17 protein-coding genes and 2 pseudogenes are annotated in these 15,100 nt (G+C 63.5%); 7 read left to right on the forward strand and 12 right to left on the reverse strand.

Annotation, left to right across the window (positions count from 1 at the left end; genetic code table 11):
* The first annotated feature begins 526 nt into the window (after positions 1-526).
* From Q4I23_RS22540 to Q4I23_RS22555, 4 genes are all read left to right on the forward strand, one after another.
* Positions 527-1,114, forward strand: a complete 588-nt coding sequence (locus tag Q4I23_RS22540; RefSeq protein ID WP_498527694.1) for a hypothetical protein — start codon at positions 527-529, stop codon at positions 1,112-1,114.
* A 35-nt stretch (positions 1,115-1,149) separates the two neighbouring features.
* Positions 1,150-1,605, forward strand: coding sequence for a hypothetical protein (locus Q4I23_RS22545; protein WP_498527695.1), 456 nt, complete (start codon positions 1,150-1,152; stop codon positions 1,603-1,605).
* Positions 1,606-1,708: 103 nt separating this feature from the next.
* Entirely contained in the window at positions 1,709-2,194 is a 486-nt protein-coding gene (locus Q4I23_RS22550; RefSeq protein WP_498527696.1) for a DUF1810 domain-containing protein, read from the forward strand.
* A gap of 307 nt (positions 2,195-2,501) precedes the next feature.
* The gene (locus tag Q4I23_RS22555; protein ID WP_498527697.1) at positions 2,502-3,092 is read left to right on the forward strand and encodes an IMPACT family protein; all 591 of its coding nucleotides are present in this window, start codon (positions 2,502-2,504) and stop codon (positions 3,090-3,092) included.
* A gap of 63 nt (positions 3,093-3,155) precedes the next feature.
* On the opposite strand, the gene Q4I23_RS22560 is transcribed toward Q4I23_RS22555, so the two are convergent.
* The 10 genes and pseudogenes from Q4I23_RS22560 to Q4I23_RS22605 all read right to left on the reverse strand — a co-directional run bounded on the left by Q4I23_RS22560 (position 3,156) and on the right by Q4I23_RS22605 (position 9,313).
* Positions 3,156-3,572 (reverse strand): nuclear transport factor 2 family protein, encoded by a 417-nt coding sequence (locus tag Q4I23_RS22560; RefSeq protein ID WP_454020028.1) that lies wholly within the window; start codon positions 3,570-3,572, stop codon positions 3,156-3,158.
* Between the two features lie 101 nt (positions 3,573-3,673).
* Positions 3,674-4,135, reverse strand: a complete 462-nt coding sequence (locus Q4I23_RS22565; protein ID WP_498527708.1) for an MmyB family transcriptional regulator — start codon at positions 4,133-4,135, stop codon at positions 3,674-3,676.
* 3 nt (positions 4,136-4,138) lie between these two features.
* The gene (locus Q4I23_RS22570; protein ID WP_498527698.1) at positions 4,139-4,519 is read right to left on the reverse strand and encodes a helix-turn-helix domain-containing protein; all 381 of its coding nucleotides are present in this window, start codon (positions 4,517-4,519) and stop codon (positions 4,139-4,141) included.
* 325 nt (positions 4,520-4,844) lie between these two features.
* Positions 4,845-5,030: pseudogene (locus Q4I23_RS22575) on the reverse strand (alpha/beta fold hydrolase); the annotation flags it as partial.
* A gap of 33 nt (positions 5,031-5,063) precedes the next feature.
* A pseudogene (locus Q4I23_RS22580) lies at positions 5,064-5,421 on the reverse strand (ISL3-like element ISAzba9 family transposase); the annotation flags it as partial.
* 63 nt (positions 5,422-5,484) lie between these two features.
* Positions 5,485-6,015 carry a VOC family protein gene (locus Q4I23_RS22585; protein ID WP_498527699.1) on the reverse strand — a complete coding sequence of 177 codons (531 nt, stop codon included), beginning with the start codon at positions 6,013-6,015 and terminating at the stop codon, positions 5,485-5,487.
* 117 nt (positions 6,016-6,132) lie between these two features.
* Complete coding sequence (locus Q4I23_RS22590; protein WP_498527700.1) at positions 6,133-6,981, reverse strand: alpha/beta fold hydrolase; 849 nt, start codon at positions 6,979-6,981, stop codon at positions 6,133-6,135.
* A gap of 50 nt (positions 6,982-7,031) precedes the next feature.
* Positions 7,032-7,856 carry an oxidoreductase gene (locus Q4I23_RS22595; protein ID WP_498527701.1) on the reverse strand — a complete coding sequence of 275 codons (825 nt, stop codon included), beginning with the start codon at positions 7,854-7,856 and terminating at the stop codon, positions 7,032-7,034.
* Between the two features lie 21 nt (positions 7,857-7,877).
* Positions 7,878-8,753 carry an NAD(P)-dependent oxidoreductase gene (locus tag Q4I23_RS22600; protein WP_498527702.1) on the reverse strand — a complete coding sequence of 292 codons (876 nt, stop codon included), beginning with the start codon at positions 8,751-8,753 and terminating at the stop codon, positions 7,878-7,880.
* A 260-nt stretch (positions 8,754-9,013) separates the two neighbouring features.
* Positions 9,014-9,313 (reverse strand): EthD family reductase, encoded by a 300-nt coding sequence (locus Q4I23_RS22605; RefSeq protein ID WP_498527703.1) that lies wholly within the window; start codon positions 9,311-9,313, stop codon positions 9,014-9,016.
* Positions 9,314-9,579: 266 nt separating this feature from the next.
* Between Q4I23_RS22605 and Q4I23_RS22610 the strand changes: the two genes are divergently transcribed.
* Positions 9,580-10,440 carry a LysR family transcriptional regulator gene (locus tag Q4I23_RS22610; protein WP_498527704.1) on the forward strand — a complete coding sequence of 287 codons (861 nt, stop codon included), beginning with the start codon at positions 9,580-9,582 and terminating at the stop codon, positions 10,438-10,440.
* Positions 10,441-10,520: 80 nt separating this feature from the next.
* Here Q4I23_RS22610 and Q4I23_RS22615 read toward each other — a convergent pair whose 3' ends face one another.
* Positions 10,521-10,682 (reverse strand): hypothetical protein, encoded by a 162-nt coding sequence (locus Q4I23_RS22615; RefSeq protein WP_498527705.1) that lies wholly within the window; start codon positions 10,680-10,682, stop codon positions 10,521-10,523.
* A 194-nt stretch (positions 10,683-10,876) separates the two neighbouring features.
* Complete coding sequence (locus Q4I23_RS22620) at positions 10,877-11,959, reverse strand: LacI family DNA-binding transcriptional regulator (protein ID WP_454020019.1); 1,083 nt, start codon at positions 11,957-11,959, stop codon at positions 10,877-10,879.
* 209 nt (positions 11,960-12,168) lie between these two features.
* On the opposite strand from Q4I23_RS22620, the gene Q4I23_RS22625 reads away from it, so the two are divergent.
* Positions 12,169-14,013, forward strand: a complete 1,845-nt coding sequence (locus Q4I23_RS22625; protein ID WP_498527706.1) for a glycoside hydrolase family 2 protein — start codon at positions 12,169-12,171, stop codon at positions 14,011-14,013.
* A gap of 14 nt (positions 14,014-14,027) precedes the next feature.
* Positions 14,028-15,011 carry a TRAP transporter substrate-binding protein gene (locus Q4I23_RS22630; protein WP_498527707.1) on the forward strand — a complete coding sequence of 328 codons (984 nt, stop codon included), beginning with the start codon at positions 14,028-14,030 and terminating at the stop codon, positions 15,009-15,011.
* Positions 15,012-15,100: the final 89 nt, after the last annotated feature.

A 15,100-nucleotide genomic window follows, 5' to 3' on the forward strand; every position in this document is an offset into this window, starting at 1 on the left:
CCGCCTGAACGGCGGTTTCGGGAGCCTCGGAGCGAGGAAAAACGCTCCTTCCCGACCAAATCGCCCGCTGAAACCCGTATTTTTATCCTCAACGGAGGCAAAAGGCCGAAATATGTTCGTTTTTCCGCACCCTGCTAGCGCACTGACACTGACATAACGCGATTCCGTCGGCACGATCCAGTCTGTCGGCCTCATCGTTGGATCGGAGGATCGTGGACATTGCTATTTCCCATTTACCTAGGGTGAAGTTCGGATTAATGGTGTGGAATAAGGGGTTGCACGTCGCTGACATGTCAGTTTGGGGCCATTACACGAAAGTGTACAAATTTTCCGGGGTATGAGAACGCGGCATGAACTTAAGCTCAACTACGCATTATCATCCCCCTGCTTAGTGGCGAAAGCGATAACTTAGGCGCCCTGTGCCGGAACCGCACGATGATGGCTAAGACGAGCGACGTGCGAAAATAATTATCAAATCCGCTTAAAAATAGGTGCGGTAGATTGAAGCTATTTGGTGAGGCGCAAAATGAAATCGATGATAAAAGCTAAATACTATCTTGTAATATTAACTATTTTTGTCATATCAGGGTGCTCTACTCACAACAAGCAGAGTATAGTTATTCTATCAAAGAATATCGAAACAAAAAAAGATCTTTTGAACGCCGTGAGAACGATAGGCGAATATAGAGGGGCTTGCAAAGCAGAAACTGCAGAGTATCTTTTTTCAAGTCCTGTTAAGTATGAAAATACAACATCTATTGATGGTGTTATTGTCCATTCTTGGTATCAGAATGCAAGTAATGCAAAGATAATTTCTCAAATATTGATACAATGCCAGAGCAAAGATAAGGCCCAGCATTTTGCTGTTAGTGTGGTTGTTGAAACTAAATATACGTGCATTGAGATTGATGACATAAAGAGAGTGTTCGGCGAACCGAATTTCATTGAGAGATTTGGCCCATTAACAAGCTTGGTAAAAAGTATGAAAGCAGTGAATAGCGGGGATATACTGTATAGCATTATTTATCAATCTGATCAATTGACCTCAAAGTTCGTATTTAATTTTACGAACTGCGCAGTATTAGTCTTTTCCCAAAAAGGGTCGATGCGGTGACCAACGTATTGCGAGAGCACAGGCACGCTGCGGGAATGGTCAAGCAATCTGTCGCGAAAAGGCGCGTAAGGATTGATTTTTTCGTCAGTGCTGCCGAATGTGTACGCTCAAAATTCCACCCGGCCCTTCCCGTATTTGCAGCTTTAGCGCTGTCCGCTTGTGCAGAGCCGCCGCGAATGGCGACTGCAACTCTTATCCATCCCAGAGCACCATGGTTTCTAGTTGCGGATGAGCCGACCCTCATTGTTCTTCGGCTTAAGACCATGATCACCGCATGCCGGAAAGAGTTCTTGGATCAGGGGCCGATGGATGTTCAGGAGCTACCGGACGGTGCGAAAAATTTCGTCATCGACAGCACAATCCCCCTGAGAATCGGATACTTAATGATCCGCAACACGCCGCGTGGCAGCGAAGTCAGCGTAGAAGGACAAAGGCTGATAGCTGACTTCGCCCAACTCCGGCGCTGGGCAGAAGGTGACAAGGAGTGCTGAGTGCTGTCGCGAAAGGGCGGAATGTTGACTGAGGCAAGTCGTCCACCAGGTATCAGATCACCGGAGCGACGATCCTGCGGACTCCTCAGTCGGAAGGGCTAGAATGCAACTGGACGATCCCTTCAATCTCCAACGCTTCGTGACCGCACAGGAGCCGGTGTTCACGACGGTGCTCGACGAATTGCAGGACGGGCGCAAGCGGAGCCATTGGATGTGGTTCATTTTTCCGCAACTGCGCGGCCTCGGCCGCTCGGCAACCGCTGAGTTCTACGGCATCGCCTCCCTCGACGAGGCGCGCGCCTATCTGGAGCATCCGACGCTCGGCCCACGATTGGAAGCCGCGACGCGGGCCGTTCTTGCGATCCGGGGGCGATCGCTTCATGAGATCTTCGGCTCTCCGGACGACATGAAGTTCCACTCCTGCATGACCCTGTTCGCCTTGGCTGCGAAGGAGTCTGTTCCCCTTTACCATGAGGCGCTTGCGCTCTGCTTCGATGGCCGAATGGACAAGGCGACGCCAACAGCATTGGGGAGGCCCGGGGCGGCCGCGCGGACGCGGCCGCCGTTTGAGGGCGAGCGTAAATCCTGATGTGTCAGGATTTACGCTCGATAGTATGAAAGGGGACCATGGGGGAGGCGCCCAGCATGATGGTCGAGGCGGTCGCCACCACCACATTTGCGGTCGATTGACTGGAGCGGCGCTACGGTTGAGCCCACGCTCATCGGCAGACTTGCTGATGGCGGACATGGATGGAGGGGCACAGCTCCGTCATTGCCGGTTTCGTTGCGGATATCGTTGCGTCGACGTCGCAATCTCCCCATGGAATGAATAAATTCCATCGGCCCCTGGCCGGGGCGGCTTCTGGCCCATGCAGGAATGATCGTGGCAAAAGGTAATGTTCACACTTAAACGGAAAGAGCAATTCGAGCAGGAGATCAAGAAGAGTCGCTTTTTGGCCTCGGCGGGTCCGGTCGCGACCGAAGAGGAGGCACGTGGATTAATCGCTGCGTGCAGCCAACGGGATGCGGGCCACAACTGCTGGGCCTTCCGGATCGGCGACCTCTACCGGTCCAGCGATGACGGCGAACCGGGGGGAACGGCGGGACGCCCGATTCTTCAGGCCATAGACGGCCAGAAGCTGGATCGGGTGGCGCTGGTGGTCAGCCGCTGGTTCGGTGGCGTTCTTCTCGGTGCAGGCGGGCTGGTGCGTGCCTACGGCGGCACCGCAGCGGCGTGTCTCCATGCCGCTGAACGTCAGCCGATCATCCGCTTTGCAGCCTTGACCGTCACGTGCGCCTTCGCCGACGAGGCCAGGATCAGGTCGGGGCTTGGCGCCTTCCCAGCAGCCTCTGCCGAGACCAACGGCTTCACGCCCCAAGGCGTGCAACTCCAGATCAAGGTTCCTTGCGGGCAGCTGGACGATGTCGTTTGCATGATCTCGGATGCGTCTCGCGGTCAAGCCAAGGTCCAAAAGTCGCCCGGATAGCGAATGAGAATCCGTCCGGCGAGTGCCGGTCCTATCACCGCGCTCCGTTGGGCAACCGGGCCGTTAGGGCTCGGACGGGCGGCAAGCCGCCTCCAGGGCCGCCTCATCGTCGCAACGCTCCTCGAAGCGGCGGATTCGGCCGTCCTGCAGCACCCACCGGTGTTCGGTCGTCACCGCCACCGGTTTCCCGGTAACCTTGCTGAAGGCCTCAACGAGGTTGCGCGTGACGATTTGATCTCCGTCCCTTGCGATGTCCCGCATCTCGTGCTTGGTGATCGTCCATTCCTGGGCCAACCCTTGGAAATAGCGCTGGACACCATCCAGGCCGTGGAAGATGCCGGAAAAGGCCGCAAGGGCCGGGGACCGGCCGCAGGATATCCACTCGACGTCGGGCGCGAGATGCTCGAACAGCGGCGCCACATCGCCCACGGCATAGCGGTCGTACAGGTCGCGAAGCAACTCGATGTCGGTCTGCGCCATGCCGCATCTCCGCCCGCCATGGGATGGTCCGCCATGATAGGGCCGGGTCCCGTGCGCCATGCCGGCGCAAAGGCGGTGCCTCTGTTGGGCGGGGCTGCTCCTCACAACTGGACAAGGGTCTGCCGCATCACTTCCGCCGTGGCGAGGTCGGCCGGGAAGAAAGCCTCGATGGCCAGTTCGGACAAGGTGACGTCCACCGCCGTTCCAAACACCGTCGTGGTGCTGAAGAAGCTGAGCATCCCGCTTTCCGCCCTGAGCCGGAGAGGAACCACCACGCCATCATGCGACGACAGCGGCTCGCTCCGGCTGTGCGGAGCCTGCCCGTCGGGCACCGGGTAGCCCTTCAACTCACCGAACAGCGCGGCCAGTAAGGGATCGGCGCTGACGTCGATCTGCCGGATCAGCCGGTGCAGCACGTGCGCCCGCCACTGGGCGAAGTTCTCGATCCGCGGTGCCAGCCCGGAGGGGTGGAGGCTGAGGCGCAGCACGTTCACCGGAGGCTGGAGAAGATCAGGCGCGGCGTCGGCGAGCAGCGGGGCGACCGCCCGGTTGGCCGCAACCAGCGTCTAGTGCCGATCCACGGCCAACGCCGGGTGAGGCTCGTGCCCGGTCAGCACGAGATCGACCGCCTGACGGGCGGCCTGCATCTCCGGATCGCCCAGCCGGTGTTCGGAAAAGACCGGCGCGAAGCCCGCGGCGGCGAGCAGAGCGTTGCGGTCGCGCAGCGGAATGTCCATCCGCTCCGCCAAATGGAGCAGCATGGTCCGGCTGGGCTGCGAGCGTCCCGTTTCCAGGAAGCTGACGTGCCGGGTCGAGATGTCGGCTTCGCAGGCGAGGTCGAGTTGGCTCAAGCCACGCCGCTTGCGCCACGCGCGCAGCAACTCGCCGACCGGCTGGCGCGGCACGGTCATCGGGGTCGGTCGGTGCCGGGTGGCTGTTTGCGGCATTGTTCCGGCCTCCGGTCCGGTGTTGTCGGTGTTTTGCGCTCCACATGATGCCAGCGCTGCCGATCATGCATCCAGAAAGGTCAGCAGGTCGCGGTTGAAGCGGTCCATATGCGTCAGGAACAGACCGTGCGGCGCCCCCTCGTAGACGGTCAGCGTCGCGTAAGGCCATCGATTTCACCCACGCCATCATGCCAGGCGAACTGTCCGCCGTCATGAAGGGGCGAATGTTGTCCTCCAGCCATGCCGGAAAGTCCCGCATCAGCCAATCCGAGCGGAAGGCTTCGAAGATGGCAGGATCGATTCCGTCGGGGTGGTCGTCGGTCCGGGAAAGTGTTGGTGTCATCGTGCCGACCAGAACCGTGCGGGAAACGCGGCGGCTGCCGTGCCTGCTCAGGTAGCGGATGATTTCCCCACAGGACATGGAATGGCCGACCGACGTAACACCGTCCAGATCCAGCGTGTCGAGCAGGGTTGCGAGGTCGTCGGCCAGCCTGTCGAAGTCGAAGCCGATTCCCGGGTCGCTCGACCGGCCATGGCCGCGACGGTCATGTCCTGCCGAAGTTAACCGGCCATGCATCGTGCGCTTGATCGCCTTCAGCCAGTTGACTTGGCTCTCGACCTGCCCGCTGCTCCACGGCTCGCTCAGGGCGGCGCGCACCGCGTCCTCGTTGCGGCGGATCCCGGCGCAGCGCGCTGACCTCTGCCTCGCGCAGCCCGCCATCGAATGGGTCGGGCAACTTGCCCTTCACCATCTCGCAGAAGCGGGTGATGAACTCGGCAGCCGTCGCGATCGACGGCGAGCGCTCCCGCAACGCCTGGACAAAGCGGCGGTCCTCGTCGGTCAACTTGTCGGGATCGTCAGCCAGGAGCCGAACCGCATGCCCGGGCGTTGGAGGTTCGGACTGCTTCGCCGGCGCCGGATTCCCTAATCCCACACGACGCTGTTCTGTCCGATCGTGCCCTGCTCAGTCCTCGTCCTGCCACCTGCGCAGATCAGTCTGGTCATGATAGGGCATACGGTCCGGCGTGGTGATGAATTCCATCGTCGTGCCCCAGGGCATGCGGCAGTAGCAGACCTTGTTTCCAGGACCTTTCTCGGTAGCATAGGGAATAGCGCGCGGCGCGGTGAGGGGGGTGCCTCCAGCTTTCTCGAAGCGCTCGACCGATGCGTCGATGTCGTCGGTGTAGAGAGCGAAGTGCGTGATGCCGAAGTCGCTCGCCCGGATCGGCTGGGCTTGCTCGGGGCCGTGCATTTCGAAGAGCTCGATATCGGGTCCGGTTCCGATCTTGACCATCGCCTGCGCACGCACGACCGTTCCGGGGAAAGCGCCGACGGCCCGCTCGAATTCGGGTCCCTGCCGCGGTGGATCCTGCGGTCCGAAGGATTGGTAGATCACCTGGCCGCCAAAGGCTTCCGCCAGGAACGATTTTGCCGCTTCAATGTCGGGCACCGTAATGCCGATATGATTGACGCCGCGAATGAGGGATGCGGTCATGACAGTCTCCTTGATTTTGTCGATCCATCGCGACCGCTTCGGGTGCAATTCGCCCGCAGCGTCGCGATCCGCCCAGCCCGCGACGGCGCGGGCGCAGAGTTTCAGCTGGTCTTAGTTTCAGTTGGCCTTGAGGAAATCGATCAGGGCGGCCGCGACTTCATTGGGCCGCTCATCCGCGACATAGTGGCTGCACCGCGCGATCGAGCCACCTGTCACGTTCCTGGCAAACTCTTTGAGCATCGGCACCATCTGCGCACCGAACCGCTGGTCCCCACCCAGACCGAGCACCGGTATCCCGAGGGGGTGCTTCTTGTACTCAAGAGCCGCCGCATGATCGGCGGCGAGGGTGCGATACCATTCCATGCCGCCGCGCGTGCGGCCAGGAAGTGCCATCGCCTTCGCGTAGATCTCGATGTCCGCCGGATTGAAGGTGCTGTGATCGTAGAAACGCTCTGCCATGAAGGTCGAAACATAGTCATATTCACGGCCATGGATCAGGCGCTCGGGTAGATCCCGGTTCATATGGAAGCTGAAGTGCCAGAGCCCTGCGGTCGTAGCCTCCCATCCGGTCCAGCCGGGAAGCGGAACGTCGAGGACGGCCAAGTGGGTGACAGCCTCCCGGTAGATGGCGGCCTGCGGCAAGGCGACCATTCCGCCGATGTCATGTCCGCACACGGCGTAGCGTTCATGCCCAAGGGCAATCATGACCTCGTGCGCGTCGCGCGCCATCGTTGCCTTGTCATAGCCGTCGAGCGGGCAGTCGGAAAAGCCCGCGCCGCGCAGATCGATGGCCACCACGCTGACATGCTTGGCCAGCAACGGCATCACATTGTGCCATTCCCACCATGTTTCCGGCCAGCCGTGAAGCAGAAGGATCGGCGGGCCTGAGCCTCCCGTGACAGCGTTGATCTTGATGCCATTCACCGGCACCAGCTGCTGGGTGAACCCCTTCAACGTCGCGATCATGATCGCTTTCCAGTCGATGTTGACGTTTAAACAAAGTTCGCGGCCAGCGCTCAGTGCTGATCGAAATCGGTGGCGATCGAAATGTCGCGCCAAGCGTCGATATCGCTGCGGAACGCAGCCAGCTTTCGTTCGGCGATCGCGTGCGCGATGGGGCCGAGTGGCAAATGAAGCGGGGCGTCATCGGCGTCGACTGCCTGCAGGATCACCGTGATCGCCTTGTCGGGATCGCCCGCCTGATTGCCGTTGTTGGTTTCGCGATAGTGCTTGCGCGAACTCGCGGCGTATTCCGGCATCTCGTTGGCCGCCATCCTGATCGAACGGCCAAGGTAATCGGTGCGAAACGGCCCAGGCTCGACAATCAGCACGCGGATGCCGAAGGGCTTCAGCTCGCTGGCGAGCGCTTCGGAAATCCCTTTCACGGCGAACTTGGCGGCGTTGTAATAACCTCCGCCGCCGCTGCCCGCGATGCCGGCGCCGGACGACATGTTGACGATCGTTCCGCCCGAATGTCGCAGGAGGGGCAGGGCGGCTCTGGTGGTTTCGATCAGACCGAAGACGTTCACCTCAAACATCGGCCGATAGTCTTCGGGTGTGCCTTCCTCGATCGCGCCGAACAGTCCGTAGCCGGCGTTGTTCACGAGCACGTCAAACCCGCCGAATGTCTCGACCGCCTTTGCGACCGCTGCCTTGGCGGCCGCCGCATCCGTCACGTCCAGCGGCAAGGTGATCATGCGGCCGCCGAAAGGCTCGGCCATGTCTTCGATTGTTTCGACATCGCGGGCCGTCGCGATGATCTGATCGCCGCTTTGTGCCGCGGCGAGCGCGAGGCGCTGTCCGAAGCCACTCGAGCAGCCGGTGATGAGCCAAGTCTTCATTGTTTCTTCTCCGAGTTGGCTTCAGACGACAGCCAAGCTGTCGCCGCCGCGAACCGTCATGTCGGCCATGATCGACCAATCCTTGTTTCCGAAGCCCGCCGAGACAGCTTTGCCGAGCCCCTCGCGGACAGCTTCGAGCATCGGGAGCGTGCGTCCGATCTCGTTGCTGGCCTCAGTCGCGAGACGCATGTCCTTGAGCGCGAGCTCGGCTTTGAAACCCGGCTCGAATGACCGTTCCGTGATCTGCGCGCTGTAGCTCTCGTAGGCGCGACCCGAGAAAAGGGTGCCTAGGATGAGTTCAAAGAAATCCGCACGGTCGAGGCCGACGCTCTCGGTCAGCACGACACCCTCAGCCATCGCCTCGATAGCCATGGCGATCATCATATTGCAGGCGAGCTTCGCCGTATTCGCCCGAGCGGGTTTCTCCCCCAACCTCCAGACCTTTTTGCTGAGTGAAGCGAGCAACGGTTCGACCGCGGCAACGGCATCGGCCTTCCCGGCCGCCAGGATGTTAAGCTGGCCACTCGCCGCTACGTTCGGTCGCCCGAGGACCGGTGCGGACACATAGCCAAGGCCTGCCTCTTCGTGCAGCAGCTCCAGTTCCCGCGCGAAGGCGACCGAGATCGTCGATGTGACAACATGGGTCAGCCCTGGTTGCGCGCTTGCCAGAAGGCCGGCATCGAGGATCACCTCCCGAATGGCAGGGTCGTCGGATAGCATCGTGAAGACTGCGTCAGCTTGGAATGCATCCGCCGCGCGCTTGACCAGCGTTACCCCGGGAACGCTGTCCTGAGCGATCTTGCTACGGTTCCAGGCCCGCACGTCATGGCCTGCTTTCACGAGGTTCAGGGCCATTGCCGAGCCCATATTGCCGAGACCGACAAACCCGATCTGCATGTTCTATCTCCTGTTGTTCGGATGAGAGCTGTGCGCGGGATCGGACGCAGGCTGCCAGGCGATCGTGAGGTCGAGACCTGCGCCGACGAGTTGGCGGGTGGCGATGCAGAGGAGAGCCACAATGAAGGCGTGAGCAAGTTGGCCAGCATCGGCGCACGCCCCGCTGAGCGCATAGAGGGCACCGCCGATCGCGGCGACGCTCCGGGGCGCAGACTGGAGGGATCAGCGGCCCCAGCAATTGACAGGCACCGCCGTGCCGCTCAGAGAGGCTTCACGATGCTGCGCCGCGGTTTGACGGCGGTGACGATGTCGACGTCAGCCATGACCTGGGCGGTCTCCGGCGAATTGAGCGCTGCTTCCATGGCGGCCTCGTCGCGGAAGTTGACGACCCCGACCGCGGTTAGCCCGGCACCATCACCTTGCGGGAAGAACCCACCGGCGCTTACCAGTCCATACCGTCCCCAGCTTTCCCGCACGAGCGGGAAGTGCACGTTGATCCAATGGTCGCGGTCGAACGGTGTTTCCTCATCGCCCGCATAGGTCACCAGCATCGTGATCATCGTCGAGGTCCTCATTTGCGAGTATCGAGGCGGGCCGCCGCGTTCCGCGACCCCTCAGGAAATTCCTCTCGGTTCCGTCCGGACGAGCTTTCCTTGGACCCCGCAGCCAGGGTCACGATTCCTTCACCCAAGCGGCGGCCCGCATGGGTCTGGCGAATCCGCAGAAGGACGCATCTCCAGACGATGATGGCAATCTAGGCATTTAGATTTGTTCGATAAGTGACATAACTGTACTCTCGGCGTTCAGTTTTGTGTGGGTGGTTGTGATGGAATGGAGTGACGTCAGAGTCTTTCTTGCGATTGCGCGATCCGGCACGCTCGGCGCTGCCGCGCGTTCTCTTCAGACAAGCCATCCGACCGTCGGCCGGCGCCTCCGCGCACTTGAGCAGGCGATCGGTCACACGCTCTTCCAGCGCACCGCGGACGGTCTTGTTCTGACCGAAGAGGGCCACGGGATCATCGCGCTGGCGGAGCAGATGGAGGAAAGCGCGCTGGCGATGGAGCGCCGGCTTGCGGGGCAGGAGCAGAACCTCAAAGGCAGTCTGCGCATTTCATCCGCGGACTGGTTCGGGGCCTATGTCTTGCCTCCCATCCTGGCGGATTTCTCGAAAGCCTACCCCAATGTCGACGTCGAGATCCTGACCGGCACGCGCCTGTTCAATCTCGCCCAGCGGGAGGCCGACGTCGCCTTCCGTATCGTTCCGTTCGACACCGCTGACGTTGTTCAGCGACGGCTCTTCCGCCTTGAGTACGGCGTTTACATCGCGGAAGAGGCGCAGGAGCCGAAATATGGCGATGGGACCGGTTTCCGGCTGATCACCCACGACACGTCCACCGGCCATTTCCCTGACATCGCGTGGCTCATCGAGAGTTTCCCCAACGCAAGGCCGGTCCTGCGATCGAACAACCGGAACGTCCAGGGGCGCATGTGCAGGCAAGGCGTCGGAATCGCCGTCCTGCCCCGCGTGGTCGGCAATCAGATCCCGGGTATTCGCAGACTGGACCTGCCGACGCCGCCGCCGGCGCGAGACATCTGGATGGGATATCACCGGGACCTACGGCGTCTTCAGCGTCTTCGTGCGTTCATCTCGGCCGTATCGGGCCATCTCGTGAATGCGACCGCATGATGTGCGGCCTGGAGATGATTCAAGGTTGCCCGAGAAACTCCAAGATCGCTGCAGTCGTCTCGGTTCCATCAGGTGTCGCGTCATACCTGAGTCGACGATGCCGAAAGTCTGGCGGCGGGCGCCGTGAACCACGCGAGACCGATCAGGTTGCCCAGGCAGATCTCGGACACCACGGCGCCGGTGTCGTCAAAGGCCGTCTGATTGACCGAACCCGATGGCATGACGACGCGCTGGAGGAACATGGCGAAGCCGCTGCGTCGTTGACAGACCCAGGGTAAGCCTGTCAGCGACGTGCCTCAAACGCGCATCAAGATCACGATACTTTCCATAAGGCATCTTATGGGATTTATGTGCCAATGAAAACCAAACACCGTATCAAAGCGCAAGCCTGGCATCAGTGCAACGGCTCGCCGGCTTGCGGGGGTCGGCGTGCGGATCAACTCCCCGAGACCGGTGCCGTCTCACCCGGCAGGCGGCGGTTGCGGATGGTCAGCTGGTGGGTCAGGAGCAACGGAGCCGGCCGCTCCTCCCCGTCCCAGAGCCGGTGCAGCATGCCCACGATGGCCGGACCGAAATGGTCGGACGGCACACGGACCGAGTTCAGCCAGTCGGCGATCCAGGGGTTGATCGGGTTGTCGTCGAACCCGAAGAAGGCCACGTCGCCCGGCACCTCCAGCCCAGCCTCCCGCGCGCGGCGGAAAGCGCCATAGGCCAGCAGATCGCTCAGGCAGACGATCACCGGCGGGCGGTCCGGCCGCTCCAGCATCGTTCCCATGGCGTGGTAGCCGGCCACGATGTGATCCAGCCCCGGCCCGGTGGCGCAGGGAATGGTCGCCGTGTCCACTCCCGCCTGGGCCAGCCGGTCGAACAGCCCGAGCAGGCGCCAGTGACCGGCGGTGCGGTCCAGCGAGGCGTGGAGGACGCCGATGCGGCGCACGCCGCGGTCCAGCAGCCGCTCGGCGATCTCCGCCCCGGCACCGGCGTTGTCGAGCCCGACATAGGGCGAGGACGGGTCGCCGGGGTCCGGGCGGTTCACGAAGACCAGCGTGTCGCCGGCGGCCCGTGCCTCGTCCAGCGCCGGGCTGTCCACCGCACCCACCAGAATCATCGCGCGGACGAGCTGGGCGCGCATTTCGCGGATGTACTCGTCCTGCACGTCGGCGCGCTCGTGCGTGTCGCACAGCGACATCACCAGCCCCTCCCCGCGCAGCGACCATTCGATGGACGAGGCGATGGCGGCCATGGAGGGGTTGGCGAGATTCGCGGCCAGGACGCCGACGATGCGGCTCTCCCGGCGGCGCAGCGCCCGCCCGACGCTGCCCGGCCGGTAGCCCAGCTCGCGGATCGCCGCCCTCACCCGCTCCGCGGTCTCCTCCGTCGCCTTGTTGGCGACGCCGTTGATGACGCGCGAGGCGGTGGCGACCGACACCCCGGCGCGGGCCGCCACCTGGGCGAGCGACGGGGCGGGCGACGCACGCCCCGTGCGCGTCGCGCGGTTGCGGTCGGATGGCGGGGGCATCGGCACCTCGGTTTGCGCAAGAGGGTTGGCGGTCGGCGGCGGCGTGAAAACCGGTTGCGTAGAAATGCACGCGCGCCTATTGTTTCGGCAAGGGTAATCGATTTCCCTCGGTCGTGATATCGGTAACGATGCCGGCGGACGGACGAATTGCCCAACCTCGCCCCTTCAACAATGCGGGCGCGGAAAGAAAGACGAGGGAGAGGACGCTCATGACAGCCGAAGGCGCCGACCGCGCCACGGTCGCTGACCCTTACGACCATCTGCATGACGAAGCTTACGCCGACGTCTTCACCCGTGGGCGGGTGGGCTCCGCGGCCCTGGTGACCGTCGCCGGGCGCTCCGTCGAGTCGCTGGATGGCGACTGGCGCTTCGCCATCGACCCTCATGATGAGGGGCTGCGCCAGACATGGTACGCCGACGAGCCGGTGCCGGCCTCGGAATGGACCGCCCCGCGCGATTACGACGACGGCGCATGGCAGACCGCCCCGGTTCCCGCCTGCTGGAACATGCTGCACCCGGAGTGGCGGCATTACGAGGGTGGCGCCTGGTACACGCGGACGCTGGACCTCACACCCGGCGAGGCCGGGGAGCGCACTGTCCTGCACATCGGCGCCGCCGCTTACGAGGCGCGCGTCTTCCTGAACGGCCAGTTCCTGGGCGCGCACCGCGGCGCCTCGACGCCCTTCTGCGTCGAGCTGACCGGGCATCTGCGCCCCGGCCCGAACCGCCTCCAGATCCAGGTCGACAACGCGCGCCGGACCGACCGGGTGCCGATGCGCCACACGGACTGGTTCAACTACGGCGGCCTCTACCGCTCCGTCACGCTGCTGCGGCTGCCCGCGCTGTTCATCCGGGACTTCGGCGTGGCACTGGTGCCGGGCAGTGGCTTCCGCCGAGTCGCCGTGGACGTCACCCTGTCCGACCCGGTGGACGGAACGGCGACCGTCGCCATCGACGGGCTGCTGCCGCCCTCCCCTCTTCCCGTCATCGCCGGACGAGGACGGGTGGAGTTCGACCTCGCCCCGGAGCTGTGGTCGCCGGACTCGCCGCGCCTCTACGGCGTCACCCTGCGCTTCGGCGCCGACTCCGTGTCGGATCGCGTCGGCTTCCGCGAGATCGCCGTGGCGGGCGAGCGCATCCTTCTCAACGGGCGCGACATCACTCTGCGCGGTGTTTCCGTCCATGAGGACGACCTGTCGCTCGGCAAGACCAGCGACGAGGCGGACATCCGCCGCCGGTTTGCCGACGCCAAGGCGCTGGGCTGCAATTTCCTCCGCCTCGCCCATTACCCGCACGACCCGCGGGCGGCGGCCATCGCCGACGAGGTCGGGCTGATGCTGTGGTCGGAGATTCCCGTCTACTGGGCCATCGACTTCGCCAACCCTGACACCTACGAGGACGCCGCGAACCAGCTTGCCGAGCTGATCGCCCGCGACCGCAACCGGGCCAGCACGATCCTGTGGGGCGTCGGCAACGAGAACGCCGACACCGACGCCCGCCTGTCCTTCATGGCGCGGCTGGCCGCACTGGCCCGCCAGCTGGACCCGACGCGGCTGGTGACCGCGGCCTGCCTGATCGACCGCGAGCGCTTCGCCATCGCCGACCGGCTGGCCGACCATCTCGACGTGATCGGCCTCAACGAGTATTTCGGCTGGTACGAGCCCTCCTTCGACGGGCTGCGCCGGCTGCTCGCCAACTCCGCCCCCGGAAAGCCGGTGATCATCTCCGAGTTCGGCGCCGACGCGGTGGTGGGCTTGCGCGGCGGCCCGCGCGAGCTCTTCACCGAAGACTGCCAGGAGGCGGTCTACCGCGAGCAGCTCGCCATCCTCGCCACCGCCCCCTACGTGCGCGGGATGACGCCCTGGGTCCTCTACGACTTCCGCACCGAGCGGCGGCAGACCGCCTTCCAGCGCGGCTGGAACCGCAAGGGGCTGATCGCCGAGGACAAGACCACCCGCAAGCGCGCCTTCGCCGTCCTTGCGGACCATTACCGGGCGATGGCCGACGCCGAGGCGCCCGCATCGCCGCACACCGATACAGCCAAATCACGATAATCGGAGGAACCGTCATGTTCGCGTTGAACCGTCGTCACGCCGCCCTTCTCGCCGCTGCCGTTCTGGGCCTCACCCTCGCCGGGCCGGCCGCCGCCAAGACCACGCTGCGCCTCGGCCATGGGCTGGCCAAGGGCCACCCGGTGGACGTCTCGCTGGACGAGTTCGCCAAGCTGGTGCGCGAGCGCAGCAAGGGCGATCTGGACATCAAGGTGTTTCCCGCCGGCCAGCTCGGCCAGCAGCGCGAACTGATCGAGCAGATGCAGAACGGCGCGCTCGACCTCGTGCACGCCAACGCCTCGCCGCTCGCGGCCTTCGAAGCGAGCTTCGGCGTCTACGACATGCCCTTCCTGTTCCGCGACAGCGACCATTTCTTCAAGGTGGTCGACGGCGCGGTGGGCGACGAGATCCTGGCCTCCAGCCGCGCCAAGGCCTTCGTCGGCCTCGCCTACTACGACAACGGCACGCGCAGCTTCTACGCCAACAAGCCGCTGGCCAAGCCGGAGGATCTGAAGGGCCTGAAGGTCCGCGTCCAGCCCGGCCCGATCGCCACCCGCATGATCAACCTGCTGGGCGCCACCGCCACCCCGCTGGCCTGGGGCGAGGTCTACACGGCCCTGCAGTCCGGCGTCGTCGACGGGGCGGAGAACAACGTGACCGCTCTGACCCTGGCCCGCCACGGCGAGGTGATGAAGGTCTACACCCGCGACGAGCACACCCGCGTGCCCGATGTGGTGCTGGTCGCCACCGCGACGCTGGACCGTCTGAAGCCGGAGCAGCAGGAGCTTCTGCGCCAGGCGGCCCGCGACAGCGCCAAGGCCCACAACGCCCGCTGGACGGCCGAACTGGAGAAGGCCGAGGGCGAGGCCGTGAAGATGGGCGTGAAGTTCGTGGACGCCGACAAGGCGGCCTACCGTCAGGTGGTGCAGCCCATGTACGACGACCTGAAGGCCACCCCGGCGCTGGCCACGCTCGCCGACCGCATCCAGGCGGTCAAGTAAGCCCCCGCCCCGCCCGCTCGCCGCGTCGAAACAGAGGCTGTCTCTTATACACATCTGACGCTGCCGACGAGTATACGCGAGTGTAGAGC

The organism is Azospirillum sp. UFLA03-27, from assembly GCF_059803775.1.

What these genes read in the sequence shown, in the direction of transcription:
- Q4I23_RS22605 (WP_498527703.1), bottom strand. Translation starts at nt 9,313, where the DNA reads ATGATCACGATGCTGGTGACCTATGCGGGCGATGAGGAAACACCGTTC.
- Q4I23_RS22595 (WP_498527701.1), bottom strand. Translation starts at nt 7,856, where the DNA reads ATGAAGACTTGGCTCATCACCGGCTGCTCGAGTGGCTTCGGACAGCGC.
- Q4I23_RS22625 (WP_498527706.1), top strand. Translation starts at nt 12,169, where the DNA reads ATGACAGCCGAAGGCGCCGACCGCGCCACGGTCGCTGACCCTTACGAC.
- Q4I23_RS22555 (WP_498527697.1), top strand. Translation starts at nt 2,502, where the DNA reads ATGTTCACACTTAAACGGAAAGAGCAATTCGAGCAGGAGATCAAGAAG.
- Q4I23_RS22540 (WP_498527694.1), top strand. Translation starts at nt 527, where the DNA reads ATGAAATCGATGATAAAAGCTAAATACTATCTTGTAATATTAACTATT.
- Q4I23_RS22545 (WP_498527695.1), top strand. Translation starts at nt 1,150, where the DNA reads ATGGTCAAGCAATCTGTCGCGAAAAGGCGCGTAAGGATTGATTTTTTC.
- Q4I23_RS22610 (WP_498527704.1), top strand. Translation starts at nt 9,580, where the DNA reads ATGGAATGGAGTGACGTCAGAGTCTTTCTTGCGATTGCGCGATCCGGC.
- Q4I23_RS22620 (WP_454020019.1), bottom strand. Translation starts at nt 11,959, where the DNA reads ATGCCCCCGCCATCCGACCGCAACCGCGCGACGCGCACGGGGCGTGCG.
- Q4I23_RS22550 (WP_498527696.1), top strand. Translation starts at nt 1,709, where the DNA reads ATGCAACTGGACGATCCCTTCAATCTCCAACGCTTCGTGACCGCACAG.
- Q4I23_RS22585 (WP_498527699.1), bottom strand. Translation starts at nt 6,015, where the DNA reads ATGACCGCATCCCTCATTCGCGGCGTCAATCATATCGGCATTACGGTG.
- Q4I23_RS22630 (WP_498527707.1), top strand. Translation starts at nt 14,028, where the DNA reads ATGTTCGCGTTGAACCGTCGTCACGCCGCCCTTCTCGCCGCTGCCGTT.
- Q4I23_RS22590 (WP_498527700.1), bottom strand. Translation starts at nt 6,981, where the DNA reads ATGATCGCGACGTTGAAGGGGTTCACCCAGCAGCTGGTGCCGGTGAAT.
- Q4I23_RS22560 (WP_454020028.1), bottom strand. Translation starts at nt 3,572, where the DNA reads ATGGCGCAGACCGACATCGAGTTGCTTCGCGACCTGTACGACCGCTAT.
- Q4I23_RS22600 (WP_498527702.1), bottom strand. Translation starts at nt 8,753, where the DNA reads ATGCAGATCGGGTTTGTCGGTCTCGGCAATATGGGCTCGGCAATGGCC.
- Q4I23_RS22615 (WP_498527705.1), bottom strand. Translation starts at nt 10,682, where the DNA reads ATGTTCCTCCAGCGCGTCGTCATGCCATCGGGTTCGGTCAATCAGACG.
- Q4I23_RS22570 (WP_498527698.1), bottom strand. Translation starts at nt 4,519, where the DNA reads ATGCCGCAAACAGCCACCCGGCACCGACCGACCCCGATGACCGTGCCG.